Genomic DNA, 17,348 nt, shown 5'->3' with positions numbered 1-17,348 from the left:
GGGCGTGAGAGGCGCGAGGGGCGCGGGGGGCGCGAGAGGCCGATCAATGCAGCGCACTTCCCTTCTCTATGTCGTGAGCATCGCCGCGCACGCGCTGATCGCGGCCTCGGTGCTGACCATCAAGGAGCGCGAGCGGAGAGAGAACATCGCCATCTCGGTGAGCGAGTCGAAGAAGAAGGCGCCGGAGCCGCCAGCGCCCATCGAGACGCCGCCGCTGCCGGAGCCGCCCGACAAGCCCGCCCCGCAGCCGAAGCGCGCGGCGAAGGTGGTGGCCGAGCCGAAGGCCGAGGCGCCGCCGCCCGAAGCGAAGGCCGCCTCACCCTCCGCTGCGCTCGACGCCCTGCCCGACTTCGGCCTCACCCTGAGCGGCGGCGTGGGGCCTGGCGGCATGGCCGTGCCAGGGGGGAGCGGTCCTGGCCCTGTGGCGGCGGCTGCGGCACCCCAGGCCGCGGCGACGGCCGCTCCGACGGCCCGGAAGACGCTGGCGCCGCGGCCCGTGGACGAGTGTGCCGACGCGCTGGTGAAGCCCAAACCAAGGCGCGTCCCGCAGCCCGCGTACACCGCGAGTGCCCGCGAGGCGAACGTGCAGGGTCGCGTCCGCGTCGAGGTCACCGTGGGCGCCGAAGGGCAGGTCACCGCGGCGCGCATCCTGTCGGGCCTGGGCCACGGGCTGGACGAGGCAGCCCTGGAGGCCGCGCGGCGCGGCAGCTTCGAGCCCGCGACCCGGTGCGGCAAGGCCGTGAGCGCGACCTTCGTGATCGCGATGCGCTTCTCGCTATGAACCGTGCCTCCCCTGCCCTGCTCGGGCTCGTCACGGCTGCCGCCTTCGCCGCCCTGGCCTCGCCGGGCAGGGCGCAGCCGGCGCGCACCGCGCAGCCAGCGCAGTCCGCGCCTTCCACGCAACCCACGCAGGCGCCGGCGGCACCGCAGGCAGGGACGCCGCGGCTCACCAGAGCGCCTCGCCTCGTCCAGTTCGTGGAGGCGCCTTACCCCGAGGCCGAGAAGACCGCCGGCAAGGCTGCCTCCGTGGTGCTGCGCGTGGGCATCGGCGTGACCGGCACGGTCGAGCAGGTCGAGGTGGTGGAGTCCGCAGGCGCCACCTTCGACGCCGCGGCCCTGGACGCCGTGCGCCAGTTCGTGTTCGAGCCCGCGGAGATCGACGGCAAGCCAGCCGCGATCCGCATCCTCTACCGCTACGAGTTCGTGCTGCGCGAGGAGCCGCCGCCACCGCCGGCCCCCGCCCCTGCGCCCGACGCTCTGGCCCCCGACGCGCTCACGCCCGGCACGCCCGGCACGCCCGGCACGCCCGGTGCGCCCGGTACGCCCGGCGGCGAGTCCGCCTCCGCAGGCACCGCGCCCCCTGCCGGAGAACAGGGCGACGACCTGGAGATCGTGGTCGTCGCGCCCCCGGACCGGAAGCAGGTCGTCTCCAGCGAGATCGCCGCCGACCAGGGCCGCCGCGTCGCCGGCACCCAGGGTGACGTGCTCAAGGTCGTCGAGAACCTGCCGGGCGTCGGCAGGGCCGCCGTCGGGTCCGGCCAGCTCGTGGTGTGGGGCGCCGCGCCCCAGGACACCCGCGTCTACGTCGACGGCGTCCGGGTCCCGCTGCTCTACCACTATGGAGGCCTGCGCTCCGTGGTCCACTCCGACCTGGTGCAGGCCGTCGAGCTGGCCCCCGGCGGCTACGGCGCGCCTTACGGCCGCGGCATTGGCGGCCTCGTCTCCGTGCAGCTCCGCTCCATGGAGCCCGACGGCTTCCACGGCGCCGTCGCCGCCGACCTGCTCGACGCCTCGGCCGCGGTCCGCGCCTCGGCCGGCGACAGGTGGCGCTTCGCCGTCGCCGCCCGCCGCAGCCACCTCGACGCCCTCCTCCCGGCCTTCACCTCGGCCGACGTGGGCGTGCTCTTCCCCATCCCGCGCTACCACGACGGCCAGGCCCGCGCCTCGTATGCCCTCTCCCAGCGCGCCTCCGTGGAGCTGGGCGGCATGATCTCCGGCGACTTCATCGACAGGACGGTGCAGAGCGCCGACCCCTCGCAGCGCAAGAGCGAGTCCCGCAGCGTCACCTGGAACCGCGTCTACCTGCGCTACCGCCACGAGGCCGAGGACGGCGCGGTGGTGACCGTCACCCCCTGGGGCGGCACCGAGGAGACGACGCTCACGAACCGCTTCGGCGGCACCCCCACCGCGCTGACCGTGGGCTCCACCGTGCTCGGCCTGCGCGCGAGCTACCGCGGGCGCCCGCGCCCGGGCCTTACCACCACCCTCGGGCTCGACGCCGAGGCCGTGAGCGCCTCCCTGAAGCGCGCCGGATCCATCACCGCCCCTCCGCGCGAGGGTGACGTCCGCGTCTTCGGGCAGCCCCCCTCGGACCAGATCAACGTCGACGGCTGGTCCGCCGTCCTCGCCAGCGCCGCCCCCTACGCCGAGGCCGACCTCGCGCTCCTCGGCGACCGGGTGCACATCCTCCCCGGCCTCCGCTTCGAGCCTTACGTCATCTCCGGCAGCCGCCGCACGCCGCGCGAGGGCGACACGCCGAGCATCGGCTACGCCACCGCCGACATCGTCCTTGAACCCCGCCTCGCCATCACCGCGGACCTCTCGCCCCGGGTGCGCGTCAAGGCCGCCTACGGCCTCTACCACCAGCCCCCGCAGCCCGAGGACCTCTCCGCCGTCTTCGGCAGCCCCTTGCTCTCCACCTCCAGCGCACATCACTTCCTCGCCGGCGCCCTCTACCGGCTCACCACCACCCTCTCCGCCGAGGTCACCGCCTTCTACGCCACCTCGAGCGGCCTGCCCGCGCGCAGCCCGCTCCCCGCGCCGCTGCTCGCCGAGGCCCTCGTGCAGGACGGCCGCGGCCGCGCCTACGGCGTGCAGCTCCTGGTGCGCAAGGAGATCGCCTCGGGCTTCTTCGGCTGGATCACCTACAGCCTGATGCGGAGCGAGCGGCAGGACCGCCCCGAGGCCCGCTTCCGCCTCTTCGACCAGGACCAGACCCACGTGCTCACCGCCGTCGCCACCTACGAGATCGGCTGGGGCGTCGAGGTCGGCGCCCGGCTCCGGGTGGCCTCCGGGATGCCGCGCACCCCCGTGGTGGGCGCCACCTACGACGCCCAGCGCGACCTCTACCAGCCCATCTTCGGCGCGCAGAACGCCGAGCGCATCCCCGCCTTCGTCCAGCTCGACGCCCGCGCCGCCAAGCGCTTCACCTTCGGAGCCACCGAGCTGGAGGTCTACCTCGACGTGCAGAACGCGACGAACCGCGGCAACCCCGAGGAGCTCGTGTACAGCTACGACTACAGCGAGAAGGGCGCCATCACCGGCCTGCCCATCCTCCCTTCCCTGGGCGCGAGGTTCTCGTGGTGACACCGCACCTGCTCCGGTCTGCGCTGGGCACCTCGGGGGGGCTGCTCCCGGCACTCCTCGCCCTCACCCCCACCCTCACCACCGCCTGCACCCCCGAGCTGGAAGGCCGCCCCTCCGAGCTGCGCACCCCCCGCGTGCTCGCCGTGCAAGCCGAGCCCGCCGAGGCCGCCCCGCGCGCCACCATCGCCCTCCGTGCCCTCCACGCAGCCCCGGACGGCGCCCCGCCCCCGCCCATCGATTGGGCCTTCTGCGTCGCGCGCAAGCCCCTCACCGAACCCGGTACCATCGCCTCCACCTGCCTCTCCCCGGACGATCCGGCGCTCGCCCCCCTCGGCGTGGGGACCGAGGTGCAAGGCGTCCTACCCGACGACGGGTGCCGCCTCTTCGGCCCCGACCGTCCTCCCCCCGTCGCCGGCGAGCCCGCCGGCCGCGCCGTCGATCCCGATCCCACCGGCGGCTTCTACCAGCCCGTGCGCCTCCTCGTGCAGGGAGAGCCCCCGACCTACGCCACGTTCGGCGCCCGCATCACGTGCGGCGTCGCCAGCGCGACCCCCGCGCAAGCCGCCGAGCTGCGGACCCGCTACCGCAGCAACCACAACCCCGAGGTCACGCTCTCCTGGGTGCACGACGGCCTCGACGAGGCACTCCCCCCGGATATGCCGGACACGCCGGATGCCCCTCCCGCGGCGACGCTCACGCCTGGCGAGGTGGTGCCCCTGCGTGCCGCCTGGGCCCCTTGCCCCGAGGTCCCCACCTGCGGCGACGGCATCTGCGGCGTGGACGAGGACACCGCCGCCTGCACCGAGGACTGCGCGACGCCACGCGGCTGCACGGGCGCCGAGCCCTACGTGGCCTTCGACGCCGAGGCGAGCGCCGTGACGCGCCGCCGTGAGGTCATCCTCGTCTCGTGGTTCGCCACCGCCGGCACGCTCGATGCCGATCGCACTGGCCGCGCCGAAGGCGAGCCCGAGACCACCACCGACAACACCTGGACCGCCCCCGACACCCCGGGCGAAGCCCGCCTCTGGGTGGTCATCCGCGACGACCGCGGCGGCACCGGCTGGCAGTCCTACCGCTTCACCATCTCGCCCTGAAGGCAGGAGGGGGCTTCATGACCGAGCCTCGTTGACGAGTGAACATAGCAGTTGCTCCATGTCCTGCGAAGGCGGCGGTCCCCCCGCAAACGACTCCAGGCTCGGAGTGTGCAGAAGCAGATGGAGTTCCAGGCCGCACTCTCGAATGTGTTCTTCGAGAGTTCCTGTGGTCGGGTGGAAGATAGCCTCGGTCTTCATCGCAAAACGTGGCGATGTTTGCGTCATGGCGCAGCCCAGTGCAACCAGCCGACTGACGCGATAGTCGGCGTGACTCTCCGACCAGAAGTGCTCAAACACGCCACCCACGTGGAATACCTGGTGAGGAAATTGCGCTGGGTCCCTGTAGCGAACTGGAACAGCAACGCCAGTGACCTGCCGAATCAAATCTTGTGGCGCGTCCGGTCCAACATCGAACGGCGCGACCAGGTCACCCAGCGTGTTCCACGGATCCACATAAAGCCGACGTGGCCCCGAAAGACGCTCGTCAGTTGTCACGCCAACGATTCGCCCGTCAGGTGCCAGGACCGGTCCACCACTCATTCCACCGAGGGTTCTGGGCAGGTCGGGGTCGTCGTCGACGTTCAACGTGACCTGACCAGCAACAGGTGGATCAGGATCAACACCGCACCATACGGCAAGCGCTCGAAGTCCCTGGATCTTCCGTGAAGCCAGGTCGACGCGCCCTTTCCAGGCTCCTGGCGTGCCAACGGCCAACACGTGCCCCTCAAGCACTCCGGACGTGCGGCCTGTCGGACGCCACTCGTCCCAAGGGATTCCCGAAGTCGCGTTCTCTGACAGTTCGATGAGCGCGATGTCTGAACGTGGATGGATGCGCAGGGATCGCGGCTCCACGGACATCCAGCCCCATTCAGGGATGACGCAATGAACGGCGCCGGCCACGGCCAGCTCGATGAGCACCTGACGCGCGGTTAGAACCGCCGATCTGCCATCCGCGAGCTTGACGAGGGTGCCCGAGCCGAGCAGGCCCTCGTCATCAAACAGAACGGCAAGGTTCTCTCTTCCGACGGTGTCCGCATCCGCTTGCTGTGGCGGTCTACCGCACACCTTCATCGGAATTCGGAGGGGTGCCGTCGAAGGAGACCACACGACTTCGAACCGACGGGCAGGGTTCATGCAACTTCCGACCTCTCGGACGAAACCCACCTACGGTGGAGACACGTGCAGATACTCAGCAAACGCCACCATGACAATGTAGCGCACGACGCGATGCGACGAAAACTGGGCCAGGCGTTTCGCTGCTGATGGAACAACCCATCGGGCCTGGGATCTGCTAGCGAGCTTCGAGGGTCCCGATCCCGGTCCCGGCACTCGTCCCCGAGCGTCACTCCCTCGCTCTGCTCCGCCCGTGATCCGACGCGCCCTCTTCGACCTCCACCGCCGCGCCGTCTCCGCCCCCCGGGCCGAGCGCGTCGCCGCCGCGCTGGCCGCCCAGATCGGCCAGGCGGACTCCTTCCTCGACGTGGGCTCCGGCGACGGCGTCATCGCCGCCGATCTCGCCCGCCGCATCGGCGCCACGCGCGTCACTGGCGTCGACGTCAAGCTCCGCCCCGAGCCCCTCATCGAGATCGTCCCCTACGACGGCGAGCACCTCCCCTTCCCCGACGACGCCTTCGAGGTCGTCGTCCTCTCCGATGTCCTCCACCACTGCGCCCACCCCGCCGCCGTCCTCGCCGACGCGCTGCGCGTCGCCTCGCGCGCCGTGGCCATCAAGGATCATTTCCGCTTCGGCTCCGTCTCCGACAAGATCCTCCTCGCCATGGACGTCGCCGGCAACGCAGCCCCCGGCGTCCTCGTCCGCGGCACCTACTTCTCCCCCGCCGACTTCATGGACCTCGTGCAGGGCGCCAGCGGCCACGTCGCAGGCCTCACCTGGCCCCTGCGCATCCACGACCTGCCCTTCCGCCTCCTCACCTGGGACAGCCTCCAGTTCGCCGCCCGCATCGAGCGCGCGCGCCCGGCTCCCGCCGCCCCTCCACCTTCCTCCTCCGCCTCGGAGACCCCGTGAAATCCTTCGTCATCGGCGGCGCCGGCTTCATTGGCAGCCACCTCGTCGATCGCCTCGTCGCCCGGGGCCCCGTCACCGTCTACGACAACCTCTCCGTCGGCCGCCGCGCCTTCCTCGGAGAGCACCTCGACACGGGCCGCGCGCACCTCGTCGAGGCCGACGCCCTCGACCTCGACCGCCTCACCCAGGCCATCGCCGGCCACGACGTGGTCTTCCACCTCGCCGCCAACCCCGAGGCCCGCTGGGGCCTCTCGAACCCGCGCCTCGATCTCGAGCAGGGCACCATCGCCACCTGGAACGTCCTCGAAGCCATGCGCCGCGCCGGCGTCCCGCGCCTCGTCTTCTCGTCGTCAGGCACCGTCTACGGCGACACCGCCCGCGTCGCCGCCGAGGGTGACCTCGGCGAGCTGCCCATCTCCCTCTACGGCGCCAGCAAGCTCGCCGGCGAGGCCCTCATCAGCGCCTTCGTGGAGTGCTTCGGCCTGAAAGCCCACGTCTTCCGCTTCGGCAACGTGGTCGGCCCCCGCGGCACCCACGGCGCCGCCCTGGATTTCCTGAAGAAGCTCCGCGACGCGAAGACCACGCTCGAAGTCCTCGGAGACGGCCGTCAGGCCAAGCCGTATTTGCACGTGCATGACTGCGCCGACGGCATCCTCTTCGGCCTCGACCACGCCCCCCCGGGCGACCGCCTCCCCACCTTCAACCTCGCCCCCCCCGACGTCACCAGCGTCGCGCGGATCGCCGCGCTCTGCATCGCCGCGTCCCCCTATCCAGACGCCGTGATCCGCTACACCGGCGGCGATCGCGGCTGGCCCGGCGACGTCCCCCGCTCCCGCATGGCGCCCGGCAAGCTGGCTGCGCTCGGGTTCCAGGTACGCTACACCAGCGACGAAGCCGTGCGCCTCGCCATCGAAGCCCTGGCTGCCGAGGTATTCCCTCCGGCCGCCGTGGCGGCGCGGGCCTGACGCCCGGGTTTCTCGTCCTCCGACCGCGGGACCTACACGGGATCCACCCCGGAACGAGGGCGAGCGTTGCTGCGCCGCGTCGACATCCTTCGCTCCGCCCGGTTTGGCTCTCCCGCCAACCTCGGCAGTGGTAAACGGTGTCGGCGCGCTGCAGTGACGCCGCACGGATCACCGTGGCGGCACCGTCTCTGCCGCCGGCCACAGAAAGGGAGGATAGCGACTTGTCCGAAGCATCCAGTGACCAGGCCCCCACGCTGGACCTGCCCAAGATCGACAACGAGAAGCTCCGGCGCTGGGTCGAGGAGGTCGTCGCGCTCTGCCAGCCTGATCGCGTCCACCTCTGCGACGGCTCGGACGAGGAGTACCAGACCCTCTGCGACCTCATGGTCAAGTCGGGCACGTTGATCCCGCTCAGCCAGGAGAAGCGCCCCAACAGCTATCTCGCCCGCTCCGACGCCAGCGACGTCGCCCGCGTCGAGGACCGCACCTTCATTTGCAGCCGCCGCCGCGAGGACGCTGGCCCCACCAACAACTGGTCCGATCCGGACGAGATGAAGGTCACCCTGCGCCGCCTGTTCACCGGCTCCATGCGCGGCCGCACCATGTACGTCATCCCCTTCAGCATGGGCCCCCTCGGCTCGCCCTACGCGCACATTGGCGTGGAGATCAGCGACTCCCCCTACGTCGCCGTGAACATGAAGATCATGACGCGCATGGGCAAGAAGGCCCTCGACGTGCTCGGCGACGGCGACTTCGTCCCCTGCCTGCACTCCGTCGGCGCCCCCCTCGCCTCCGGCGCGAAGGACGTCTCCTGGCCCTGCAGCCGCGAGAAGTACATCGTCCACTTCCCCGAGGAGCGCGCCATCTGGTCCTTCGGCAGCGGCTACGGCGGCAACGCCCTGCTCGGCAAGAAGTGCTTCGCCCTGCGCATCGCCTCCGTCCTCGGCCGCGATCAGGGCTGGATGGCCGAGCACATGCTCATCCTTGGCGTGGAGACCCCTGACGGCGAGAAGACCTACGTCTCCGCCGCCTTCCCGAGCGCGTGCGGCAAGACCAACTTCGCCATGCTCATCCCCCCGAAGGGCTTCGAGGGCTGGAAGGTCACCACCGTCGGCGACGACATCGCCTGGATCAAGCCGGGCCGCGACGGCCGCCTCTACGCCATCAACCCCGAGGCCGGCTACTTCGGCGTCGCCCCTGGCACCTCGATGAAGTCGAACCCCAACGCCATGCGCACCGTCGAGAAGAACACCATCTTCACGAACGTCGCGCTCACCCCCGACGGCGACGTCTGGTGGGAAGGCATGAGCGACACCCCGCCGAAGGAAGCCATCGACTGGCAGGGCAACCCCTGGACGCCGGAGAGCGGCCGCAAAGCTGCCCACCCCAACGCCCGCTTCACCGCCCCCGCCTCGCAGTGTCCGTCCGTCGACGATCGCTGGGACGACCCCAACGGCGTCCCCGTCGCCGCCTTCATCTTCGGCGGCCGCCGCCCCAGCACCGTCCCCCTCGTGTACCAGGCCTTCAACTGGAACTTCGGCGTCTACCTCGCCGCCACCATCGGTTCCGAGACCACCGCCGCCGCCGTCGGCAACGTCGGCCAGGTCCGCCGCGACCCGATGGCCATGCTCCCGTTCTGCGGCTACCACATGGGCGACTACTTCAACCACTGGCTCCAGATGGGCCGCAAGATCGTCAACCCGCCGCGCATCTTCTCGGTGAACTGGTTCCGCAAGGACGAGAAGGGCAACTTCATCTGGCCGGGCTTCGGCGAGAACATGCGCGTCCTCAAGTGGATCGTCGACCGCCTCCACGGCCGCGCCTTCGCCGAAGAGAGCCCCCTCGGCTGGATGCCCCGCTACGAAGACCTGGAGTGGAACGGCTCCGAGGGCTTCACCAGCGAGGAGTTCTACAAGCTCATGGAGATCGACGGCCTCGCCTGGAAGGCCGAGCTGCGCTCCCACAACGAGCTGTTCGAGGCCCTCTACGACCGCCTGCCCAAGGAGTTCCTGCTCATGCGCGAGCTGCTCCTCTCCGGCCTCTGGCGCTCCCCCGAGCGCTGGGAGCTCGCCCACGAGCGCTACCTCGACGACCACGACCACCACCACTACCGCCCCCAGACGCTGCCCCCTCCCCAGCAGCAGCAACAGCAGCAGAAGCACTGACCTCCCCCGAGGCCCGCGCTCCAGCGACCAGCGACCAGGACCCACCCACGTCCTGGTCCATTCATCCCCACCTCTCTGGATCCTCCCTCATCCATCCGGCCTCCCCCCCTCCCCTATTTGCCCGCATTCTGTGCGCTCTCCGCCTGGCACGGTGCTTGTAAAGGCAGAGGCTTGGAGCCCCACGGAGACCCCATGCGCGCAGAAGCCACCAGCAGGAGGATCGAGTCCCCCGCCGACACCTCGGGCGCGAGCGACCTTGGCCGTCGGACCGCCGACATCACCAGCTCCGACGGCGACATCGACATCCTCTGCCCCTGCAACCTGGGCCCCCGCAGCAACCCCGTGCGGCTGTCGTTCCGGTCCTACGACCACGCCGACCCGCCCTTCAGCATCCGGATCAAGTCCCCCTCCGGGAAGGTGATCCTGGAGCGCGTGGTGCGCGACGAAGCCCTCACCGGCTCCGGCGGCATCTTCATCGACTTCCGCCCCGATCTCTCCGGCGACTACGCCGTCGAGGTCAAGCAGGTCTACGGCGACCTCCGCGGCCAGGCCACCCTCCGCATCCGCTTTTCTTGAAAGGGGCCTGCGGCCCCTGCGCTCCTGTTGGTCGCTACCCCTGTGGCTTGGCAGGGACGGCGCAGCAAAGACCAGGAGCGAGCGCAAGGAGAACAGGCGCGCTGACAGCTTCATGACACACCATCGTGGATGCGCTGACCTCAACGGAGGCGCGCAGGAGACCCTCTTCCCCAGCCCCGAGACGTGAGACTAGGGTCCCCCGGATGCAAGATGGGGCGACGCGATGGGTTTTCTGAGTGACGGAGTGACCAAGGCCCGCACGCGGCAGAGAGAGAGCCTGCTCGGCGAAGCGCAGAAGGCAGGCACGGGCGTCGTCAACGTCATCGAGATCGGCGACGACGCGCAGGCCGCGCAGGCCGTGCTCGGGTCGACACTGAAAGCGTTCGTCGGCGGCAAGGTACGCAACGACGGCGCCCAGATCGTGCACATGAACGCCGGCGGCTGGCCCCACGTCTACGTGCAGCCCTACAGCGGCATGAACCCGCTCCCGGGCGAGCACCACGCGCTGCTCGCGGGCAGCCTGCCAGCGCCCGCCATCCTGCGCGCAGGCGGCCTGTTTCGCGGCCCGAAGTGGGACAGCCCGGCCGACCCGCAGCTCGCCACCGCGCTCGACCAGGACCCGGGCATCCGCATGGTGACCGAGAAGCTCTCCTGGGAGTGGTCGCAGGGGTTGACCACCATCGCGCACGACTGGACCCTCCAGTTCCGCAGCCTCGGCGACGGCGCGACCCACCTGGTGATGCAAGCCGGGCGCTTCGGCGGCCTCACCACCTACGAGGTCGGCATCGCCGCCTTCCTGGGCGTGTGCCGGCTCCTCCGCACCTGGATGCGTCAAGGCGCCACGCCCCCCCAGGAACTCCTGAGCCCCACCGCCTTCGACGCCGTGCTCCCCCTGCTCTACGGACGCCCCCTCGCCGGGCCCTCCGCCCCCGCCCCGAGCCCCCACGTCCACGTGCACGTCGACCCCAGCGCCCACGTGCACGTCTCGGCCTTCGTCAGCCACGCCCCCGGCCAAGGCCTGCCCATGCAGCAAGCGCAGCAGCTCCAGCACGAGTGGCAAGCGGTCCTGCACACGAACGACGTGCACGCCAAGATCAACGCCGCCGCCCGCCTGATGACGGCCCGCCAGTACGAGCCCTGCATCCAGATGTACCAGCAGATCGCCCAGCAACACCCCGAGCAGTCGGGCACCTGCCACTCCCAGGTGGGCGCCGCCTACTACTTCCTGGGCCACTACGACCGCGCCATCGCCCACTACCAGTGGGCCAAGCAGCAAGGCGCCGACCCGCGCATGATGGACGACAACATCCTCGAAGCGCAGCAAGCCCTGCGACCGGGATGAGAGGACCCCTCCGCGCTGTCCTCCGCGACAGCGCGCTCAGGGCGCGTTCTGGAGCGCCACGGACACCCTCACCGGCGCGCTCTCCTTCGCCCCCGCGTGCAGGTACATCCCCCTGCACAGCGCCGAGCTGAGCACCCCTTCCGGCGCTGGCGCATTCCTGTCCGCCGCGATCACCTTCCCCCGCTCCGTCACCCGGATCTCCACGTTCCCCCGCACGAGATCCGACGTCTTCACCCGCACCTTCACCCCGCCGTTCACCGCCCGCCGCACCGGCGCACACGACGCCTCCTGCTCCCCGACCCGCAGGCACAGCTCCGCCCCGGGATGCTTCTCCATCAGCCCATCCTCGAACTGCCCTCCCTCGCGCATCGCCACGCCCAGCGGCTGCACCCAGAAGTCCCGCTCCGGCAGCGGCGCATCCTCGCAAGGCGCCAGCGCGCACGCCTGCCCCCGCAGCAGGCACTTGCCGTTCTTCGGACAGCACGGCACCGGCTCCGTGGCCACCGGCTCCGTGGCCACCGGCTCCGGAGGTGCCGTCAGTACCGGCATGTGGATCGACCCGATGGGCCGCGCGAGCTGGCGCCCCCGCGGCGACCCGCGCAGCAGCGCCACCGTGAGCACCGCCCCCGTCACGGCCAGGAGAACCCCTCCCAGCGCGAGCATCCACGCCAGGCGCGCCAGGCTCTGCGTGGGCTGCGCCAAGGGCGGCGGAGGCGCCGCGGGCGGGACGGCTGGAAGCGCCCCCTGAGCCGTCCCACCTGCAGGCTGAGCCGCCGGAGCCACCGCCGTCGGCGCACTTGCCAGCTCCGAGGGCACGCTCCTCGCCACCGCCGTCGGTGCGCTCGCGAAGCCCGTCGGTGCGCTCGCGAAGCCCGTCGGCACGCTCGAGCCCACCGCTGTCGGCGCGTTCGCCGGATCCATCGACCCGCCCGCCCTCTCCCCCGACAGCGCGCCCTCCGGCACCACCGCATGCACTGCCGTCGGCGCTGTCACGTCCACCGCGGCCCCCCTCACCGCGCTCCCCGGCTCCCCTGCCCTGCTCTCCCCGACCCCTGCCCTGCTCTCCCCGACCCCTGCCCTGCTCTCCCCGACTCCCGCCCCGCTCCCCGCCGCTCCCCCCAGCATCGCCACCAGCGCCATCCCGTGGGGCGGCCGCCTCCGCGGATCCACCTGCAAGCACGCCCCCACCGCCGCCCCCAGCGTCCCTCCCAGCCCCACCGGCGGCCACGCCCGCTGCCCCGCGTCCGCCGCCCGGTACACGTCCACATACGCCTCTGCCGGCGCCTGCCCCTCCAGCCCTGTCGGATGCCCCCCGCAGCACAGCTCCCACCCCAGCACCCCGAACGCGAACAGATCCCGCGTGAACCCCTCCACCAGCGGCAGCCACAGCCCTGGCGCCAGCAGCTCCGGCGCCAGGTACGCCCGCGTCCCCACCACCATCCCCGGCGCCGTCAGCCCCTTCCGGTTGTCTGCGGGCGCCGCGATCCCGAAGTCGAGCAGCTTCACCCCCCCCGCCTCGTCCGGCGCCTCCCAGAACCCCTCCGTCACCTGCACGTTCTCCGGCTTCAGGTCCCGGTGCACGATCCCCAGCCCGTGCACGTGCCCCAGCGCGTCTGCCACCTGCCGCAGCGCCGCCTCCCGGTGCCGCCCCGTCATCCGCGGATCCCGCGCCGCCTCCAGCAGCGACCTCCCCGCCACGAAGTCGAACACCAGCCCGAGCAGGTTCCCGGACAGCTCCTCGAACAGCCCCCGGCAAGGCACGAGGGCCGGATGCGCCGCCCCCCACACCGCCCGCGCCTCCCTCCGTGCCCGCTCCACCGCGGCCGGATCCATCCCCCCGAGCTTGATGAGCTTCAGCGCCCGGACCACCCCGCCATCGAGCGGGTCGTTCACCTTCCAGACCGACCCTTGCCCTCCCCGCCCGAGCGGCTCCACGAGCGTATACCGGTCGACGCGGACACCACGCTGGAGATGCACGCCGCGGTGCTACCCCAGCCTCGCGCCGACCAGAAGAGGCACGTGCGCCACAACCCAGGTCGGATTCAGGTATCGCCCTCCGCGACGACCTCCCAGAGGGCTGCCAGGTCCAGCCCGATGGCGTCGAAGGGCTGAGCACGCACCACCTCGTTGCCCGAGAACGTCTGCTCCTGCTCGTACCGCTTCCGGGTGTTCAGATGGAAGACCTCGAGCGAGCGATCCAGGGGCTCGATGAGCCAGAGCCAGGTCACGCCCGCCGCTGCATAGACCGGCATCTTGCGGATGCGGTCGTGCACTGTCGTGGACGGCGAGAGCACCTCGCAGAGCCAGTCTGGTGGCAGGGTGATGAACGACGCGCGTGGCATCTGCGGCGCCCGTTCCTTCCGCCAGCCGGCGAGGTCTGGCACGAGCACCTGCGCCCCGAAGTGGAGCTCGGGCTCGCCCAGGAACCACCAGCCCCCAGGACCGCCGCGGCCCCGCTGGAAAGGCGACCCAAGCTCCATCGTGAGCGTCGTTGCAGCGCTCGTGTGGGGCGTGGCCGGCCGCGGGAACGTGTAGAGCACATCGTCGATGATCTCTGCGACCAGGTGCTCCGGTACACCCTCGAGATCGGCGTACGTCGCTGGTCGCTGCTGTTTCTCAGCCGGCTGTGCCATCTCTGACGCCGAGCCTAGCGCGATGCTGCCCGCTGCGCGTACGAGCTTCTACATCCCGGAGCGCGATCAGCGAGAGAACCTCGGCAGCGCCACAGAGTGTGGCCACGAAGCCCGGAGGTTGGGTGCCCTCGCGGGCTGCACTTGCTTGCAGGGCCGCCCCTCACGCGCCGAGATTCAGCGTCCGCCACGCCGCTCCGCCAGACCAGCCCACCGGAGGCCAACCTGACCCACCACCCCTGGACGAGCGCACCCTCAGCGGAACCGAGGCGCATCACGCACCCGCCCCCTCTTGCGCACAACCCCGCAGGAACCTCAACGATCTCCACCTGAACCTCGCGCGCACCAGTCCCCCGGACCATGACGGTGAGAACGCACTCCTGCATCTCAGGGGAAGCCTTACCGCGCACCGCAGGCCAACCTTCTCTTGCCGCAGCAGCCCGATCCCGCCGAAGATCCCTTCTGGAGCGGCGCTCCCCGAGCGTCTGACCCGAAGCATCGAAGAGGAAACAACGGATGCGTGGCAAGGCAACACCCCCGAGGACAGGACCCCACCGACCGCTGCTCCGCCCCCTGCGGGCCGCAGCCCTGGCGACCGCGCTGCTCGCCCCCGCGATGTGGACCTCCCCTGCCCTCGCGCAACAAGCCGAGGACCCCAACGCCCGCGCCACCGCCCGCTACGAAGCCGGCCAGGCCGCCGCCAAGAAAGGCCGCTGGCAGGAGGCCTACGCGGCGTTCAGGGAAGCGTGGTCCCTGCGGAAGCACCCGCAGATCGCGCTCAACCTGGGGCGTGCGGCGCTGAAGATCGGGCAGCCCCGGGAAGCCGCCGACAGGCTGAGCTACTTCCTGCGCGAGGTGAAGGACCTGGCGCCTGCCGACAAGAAGCAGGTCGAGGTGCTGCTCGTCGACGCCCGGAAGAAGGTCGGGAGCTTGACCATCGGGGTGAACCGGCAGGACGCAGAGTTCTTCGTGGACGGGGAGTCGGTAGGGAAAGGCGCGCGCACCGAGGAGGTGTTCGTCGACCCCGGGGAGCACCAGGTGGAGGCGCGGGTGGATGGCGGAGAAACGGCGCGCGCCGAGGTGGAGGCGAAGGCCGGGACCAGGCAGCACGTGGGGCTGTGGGTGGTGGAGGGGGGGAGTGGCGCGCCCACCACGACGGGGCCTGCGATCTCGACGTATTCGACGGAGCCTGCGGGAGAGAGTGGTGCGCGACCTTATCTGCTGGGTATTGGAATCACGGGCACTCTCGTAGGTGCCGCTGGAGCGGCCACGCTCGCGGGACTCGCGGCGGGCGCAGATGGGTACGACAGAAAAGTGCTTTTCAATGCATCCTTCTGGTCCGCGGGCGCTGCAGGTGTGCTGGCGCTGACGACACTAGGCGTGCTCGTGCTCGTGCCCAGCCACTCGGGGAATGAAGCGTCGGTGCAGGTGGAAGCGCGCGCCAACGGCGTCATGGTGCGAGGTTCCTGGTGATGCAGCAGTCACAGCAGCGAGTACGTCGACTTGAGGAGGGAACGATGGGTCGAGCAGGACGTGTGACCGGGATCCTTATCGGCGGCGTGTGGCTGGTCATGGCCTCGGTGGGGGGCTGCATCTTCTCGCTTGAGGACACCCCTGGTACCGGAACGACCACCTCGGGAGGTGGCGAGGGTGGCGCAGGCGCGAGCACCAGTTCTGTGGGTGGTGGGGGGAGTGGGGGGAGTGGGGGGAGTGGGGGTACTGGAGCCGGCGGCGAGGCAGGTGGACCGCCCCAGTGCCCTGTGGGAGAGGGAGAGCCTTGCTACACGGGAGATCCGGCGACGCGGAGTATAGGCATTTGCAAGGATGGGGTGAATGTCTGCGATCCCGTGACCGGAACCCTGATCTGCGAAGGAGAAGTGCGGCCTGCGGAGGGGGGAGAGGTGAATGGAAACCTCACAGACGACGATTGCAAGGGTCCAGAAATCGAAGACCCTCCTGATGGCGCACCACTGGTCCGGTACCTGATCAATGAGGCGGGTGCAGGCAGCCCGGCGACAGTTCTCCACGATGCGATGACCGACCCCGCGGCCGTGAACCTCCAGGTGTACTATGCGTTCGACAAGGCCCGGTTCACGGGAGGGGACACGCCGAGCCGGGGCCTGGACTGGACCAGCAAGAACAGCCAGGCCCGGGCGCTCGCACCGCTTCAAGGCACCAAACTCCAAGGGTTGAACAACGCCAGCGCCCTGACCCTGGAACTGGTGGTGGATCCGGGCGATGGGGACGATCGTGCGCATCTGCTCTTTGTGGGCCACACCGACACCAATGGCGCTGACCGGACCCGGCTCGGCCTGGTATTGAACGACTTGCAGCACCCGCGGCTGTACTGGAATGAGCAGGTGATCGGCCGGCTCAATGAGAACCTGGAATCTGTAGGGCGCACGGTCCTGCACTTCGTGGTGAACACGGAGCTGGCGGACACCGATCCGGCGACCAAGGACGACAACAAGCTGCGGATTTTTCGCAATGGTATGGAGAAAGAGGTCACCCGGATTAGCAACGATGCCGCCCCTGGTGGTCCACTGACGCTGGGCGACGCGACGGCGCTGGTGCTCGGCAATGCACTGTCCGAGCCGCTCTCGATCAGGGGTACGATCCACTACGCGGCCATCTATCCGCGGGCGCTCACACCCGCCCAGGTATCGAACCACGCCACCAAGCTGAGGGACCTCAACGACGAACCTTAACTGTCTCAAGGCCCAGCCCACGGCCTCCTGGACAGAGCGGAAGACGGCATCTCGGCTCGTCCCAAACCACCATGCCGTCTTCTGCCATAACAGCAATTCTCGCAGCTCGCCAGAAACAACCTGACACCGAGCGTCACCGGCGCCTTGCCAATCGCCAACGGCACGGCCTCGGCCACGACACCACACTGCGGACGTGCCGCCCGCCGCATTTCGCATACACAAGCACACGGCCATGCCCCACGACGCTCCGAAGGAAAAGTTGTGCGGCGTCCCGGTGTCGTATTCAGGACATTTCTCGCCCAACCGCTGCAGCGCGCCTTCGACTTCATGCGACAACGCACGTCGCCCCGCACAGCGGGCTGCTCGCGCGCTCGCGCCGCTTCACCATCTGCACTCGGTGGAAGACGGAACCGGGAGCAGGTCGGGCCCGGCGGAGGATGGACTAAGAGCCTATCCCAGTAGGCCTGCAGCACGCC

At 70.4% G+C, this 17,348-nt stretch carries 13 protein-coding genes; 10 read left to right on the top strand and 3 right to left on the bottom strand.

Features of this window, described 5'->3' with window-relative positions; translation table 11 throughout:
- The first annotated feature begins 46 nt into the window (after positions 1–46).
- Genes CAP_RS30235 through CAP_RS30225 form a run of 3 tightly spaced genes read left to right on the top strand, consistent with a single transcriptional unit; the run spans position 47 to position 4,460 of the window.
- Positions 47–781: an energy transducer TonB gene (locus tag CAP_RS30235; RefSeq protein WP_156041278.1), complete on the top strand. Its 735-nt coding sequence runs from the start codon at positions 47–49 to the stop codon at positions 779–781.
- Positions 778–3,366, top strand: coding sequence for a TonB family protein (locus CAP_RS30230; RefSeq protein ID WP_044247195.1), 2,589 nt, complete (start codon positions 778–780; stop codon positions 3,364–3,366). Before CAP_RS30235 ends, CAP_RS30230 begins: the two co-directional genes overlap by 4 nt.
- Positions 3,363–4,460 (top strand): hypothetical protein, encoded by a 1,098-nt coding sequence (locus CAP_RS30225; RefSeq protein WP_156041277.1) that lies wholly within the window; start codon positions 3,363–3,365, stop codon positions 4,458–4,460. The genes CAP_RS30230 and CAP_RS30225 overlap by 4 nt, the downstream gene beginning before the upstream one ends.
- A 15-nt stretch (positions 4,461–4,475) precedes the next feature.
- Here CAP_RS30225 and CAP_RS51125 read toward each other — a convergent pair whose 3' ends face one another.
- Positions 4,476–5,594 carry a trypsin-like peptidase domain-containing protein gene (locus CAP_RS51125; protein ID WP_156041276.1) on the bottom strand — a complete coding sequence of 373 codons (1,119 nt, stop codon included), beginning with the start codon at positions 5,592–5,594 and terminating at the stop codon, positions 4,476–4,478.
- 232 nt (positions 5,595–5,826) lie between these two features.
- Here CAP_RS51125 and CAP_RS30220 point away from each other — a divergent pair, with 232 nt between their 5' ends.
- The 5 genes from CAP_RS30220 to CAP_RS30200 all read left to right on the top strand — a co-directional run bounded on the left by CAP_RS30220 (position 5,827) and on the right by CAP_RS30200 (position 11,534).
- Positions 5,827–6,486 carry a class I SAM-dependent methyltransferase gene (locus CAP_RS30220; protein ID WP_044247191.1) on the top strand — a complete coding sequence of 220 codons (660 nt, stop codon included), beginning with the start codon at positions 5,827–5,829 and terminating at the stop codon, positions 6,484–6,486.
- Positions 6,483–7,451: an NAD-dependent epimerase/dehydratase family protein gene (locus tag CAP_RS30215; protein ID WP_044247189.1), complete on the top strand. Its 969-nt coding sequence runs from the start codon at positions 6,483–6,485 to the stop codon at positions 7,449–7,451. Before CAP_RS30220 ends, CAP_RS30215 begins: the two co-directional genes overlap by 4 nt.
- Positions 7,452–7,672: 221 nt before the next feature.
- The gene (locus CAP_RS30210) at positions 7,673–9,616 is read left to right on the top strand and encodes a phosphoenolpyruvate carboxykinase (GTP) (protein WP_081865414.1); all 1,944 of its coding nucleotides are present in this window, start codon (positions 7,673–7,675) and stop codon (positions 9,614–9,616) included.
- 192 nt (positions 9,617–9,808) lie between these two features.
- Positions 9,809–10,192, top strand: a complete 384-nt coding sequence (locus CAP_RS30205) for a hypothetical protein (RefSeq protein ID WP_052376344.1) — start codon at positions 9,809–9,811, stop codon at positions 10,190–10,192.
- A gap of 223 nt (positions 10,193–10,415) precedes the next feature.
- On the top strand, positions 10,416–11,534 hold the full coding sequence (locus CAP_RS30200; RefSeq protein ID WP_156041275.1) for a tetratricopeptide repeat protein: 1,119 nt from the start codon (positions 10,416–10,418) through the stop codon (positions 11,532–11,534).
- Between the two features lie 36 nt (positions 11,535–11,570).
- Here CAP_RS30200 and CAP_RS30195 read toward each other — a convergent pair whose 3' ends face one another.
- Together CAP_RS30195 and CAP_RS30190 are read right to left on the bottom strand one after the other, a co-directional pair.
- A complete protein-coding gene (locus tag CAP_RS30195) occupies positions 11,571–13,511 on the bottom strand; it encodes a protein kinase domain-containing protein (protein ID WP_081865413.1) in 1,941 nt (646 codons plus the stop codon).
- 65 nt (positions 13,512–13,576) lie between these two features.
- Positions 13,577–14,167: a Uma2 family endonuclease gene (locus tag CAP_RS30190; RefSeq protein ID WP_044247184.1), complete on the bottom strand. Its 591-nt coding sequence runs from the start codon at positions 14,165–14,167 to the stop codon at positions 13,577–13,579.
- A 513-nt stretch (positions 14,168–14,680) separates the two neighbouring features.
- Here CAP_RS30190 and CAP_RS30185 point away from each other — a divergent pair.
- Positions 14,681–15,637 carry a tetratricopeptide repeat protein gene (locus CAP_RS30185; protein ID WP_044247183.1) on the top strand — a complete coding sequence of 319 codons (957 nt, stop codon included), beginning with the start codon at positions 14,681–14,683 and terminating at the stop codon, positions 15,635–15,637.
- Between the two features lie 356 nt (positions 15,638–15,993).
- Positions 15,994–16,872 carry a LamG-like jellyroll fold domain-containing protein gene (locus CAP_RS30180; RefSeq protein WP_044247181.1) on the top strand — a complete coding sequence of 293 codons (879 nt, stop codon included), beginning with the start codon at positions 15,994–15,996 and terminating at the stop codon, positions 16,870–16,872.
- The last annotated feature ends 476 nt before the right edge of the window (positions 16,873–17,348 follow it).

The sequence above is a fragment of the Chondromyces apiculatus DSM 436 genome (assembly GCF_000601485.1).
In the GTDB taxonomy this organism is placed as follows: domain Bacteria; phylum Myxococcota_A; class Polyangia; order Polyangiales; family Polyangiaceae; genus Chondromyces; species Chondromyces apiculatus.
Note: the sequence above shows the minus strand (reverse complement) of the source record. Positions and strands in the feature narration are given on the sequence as shown.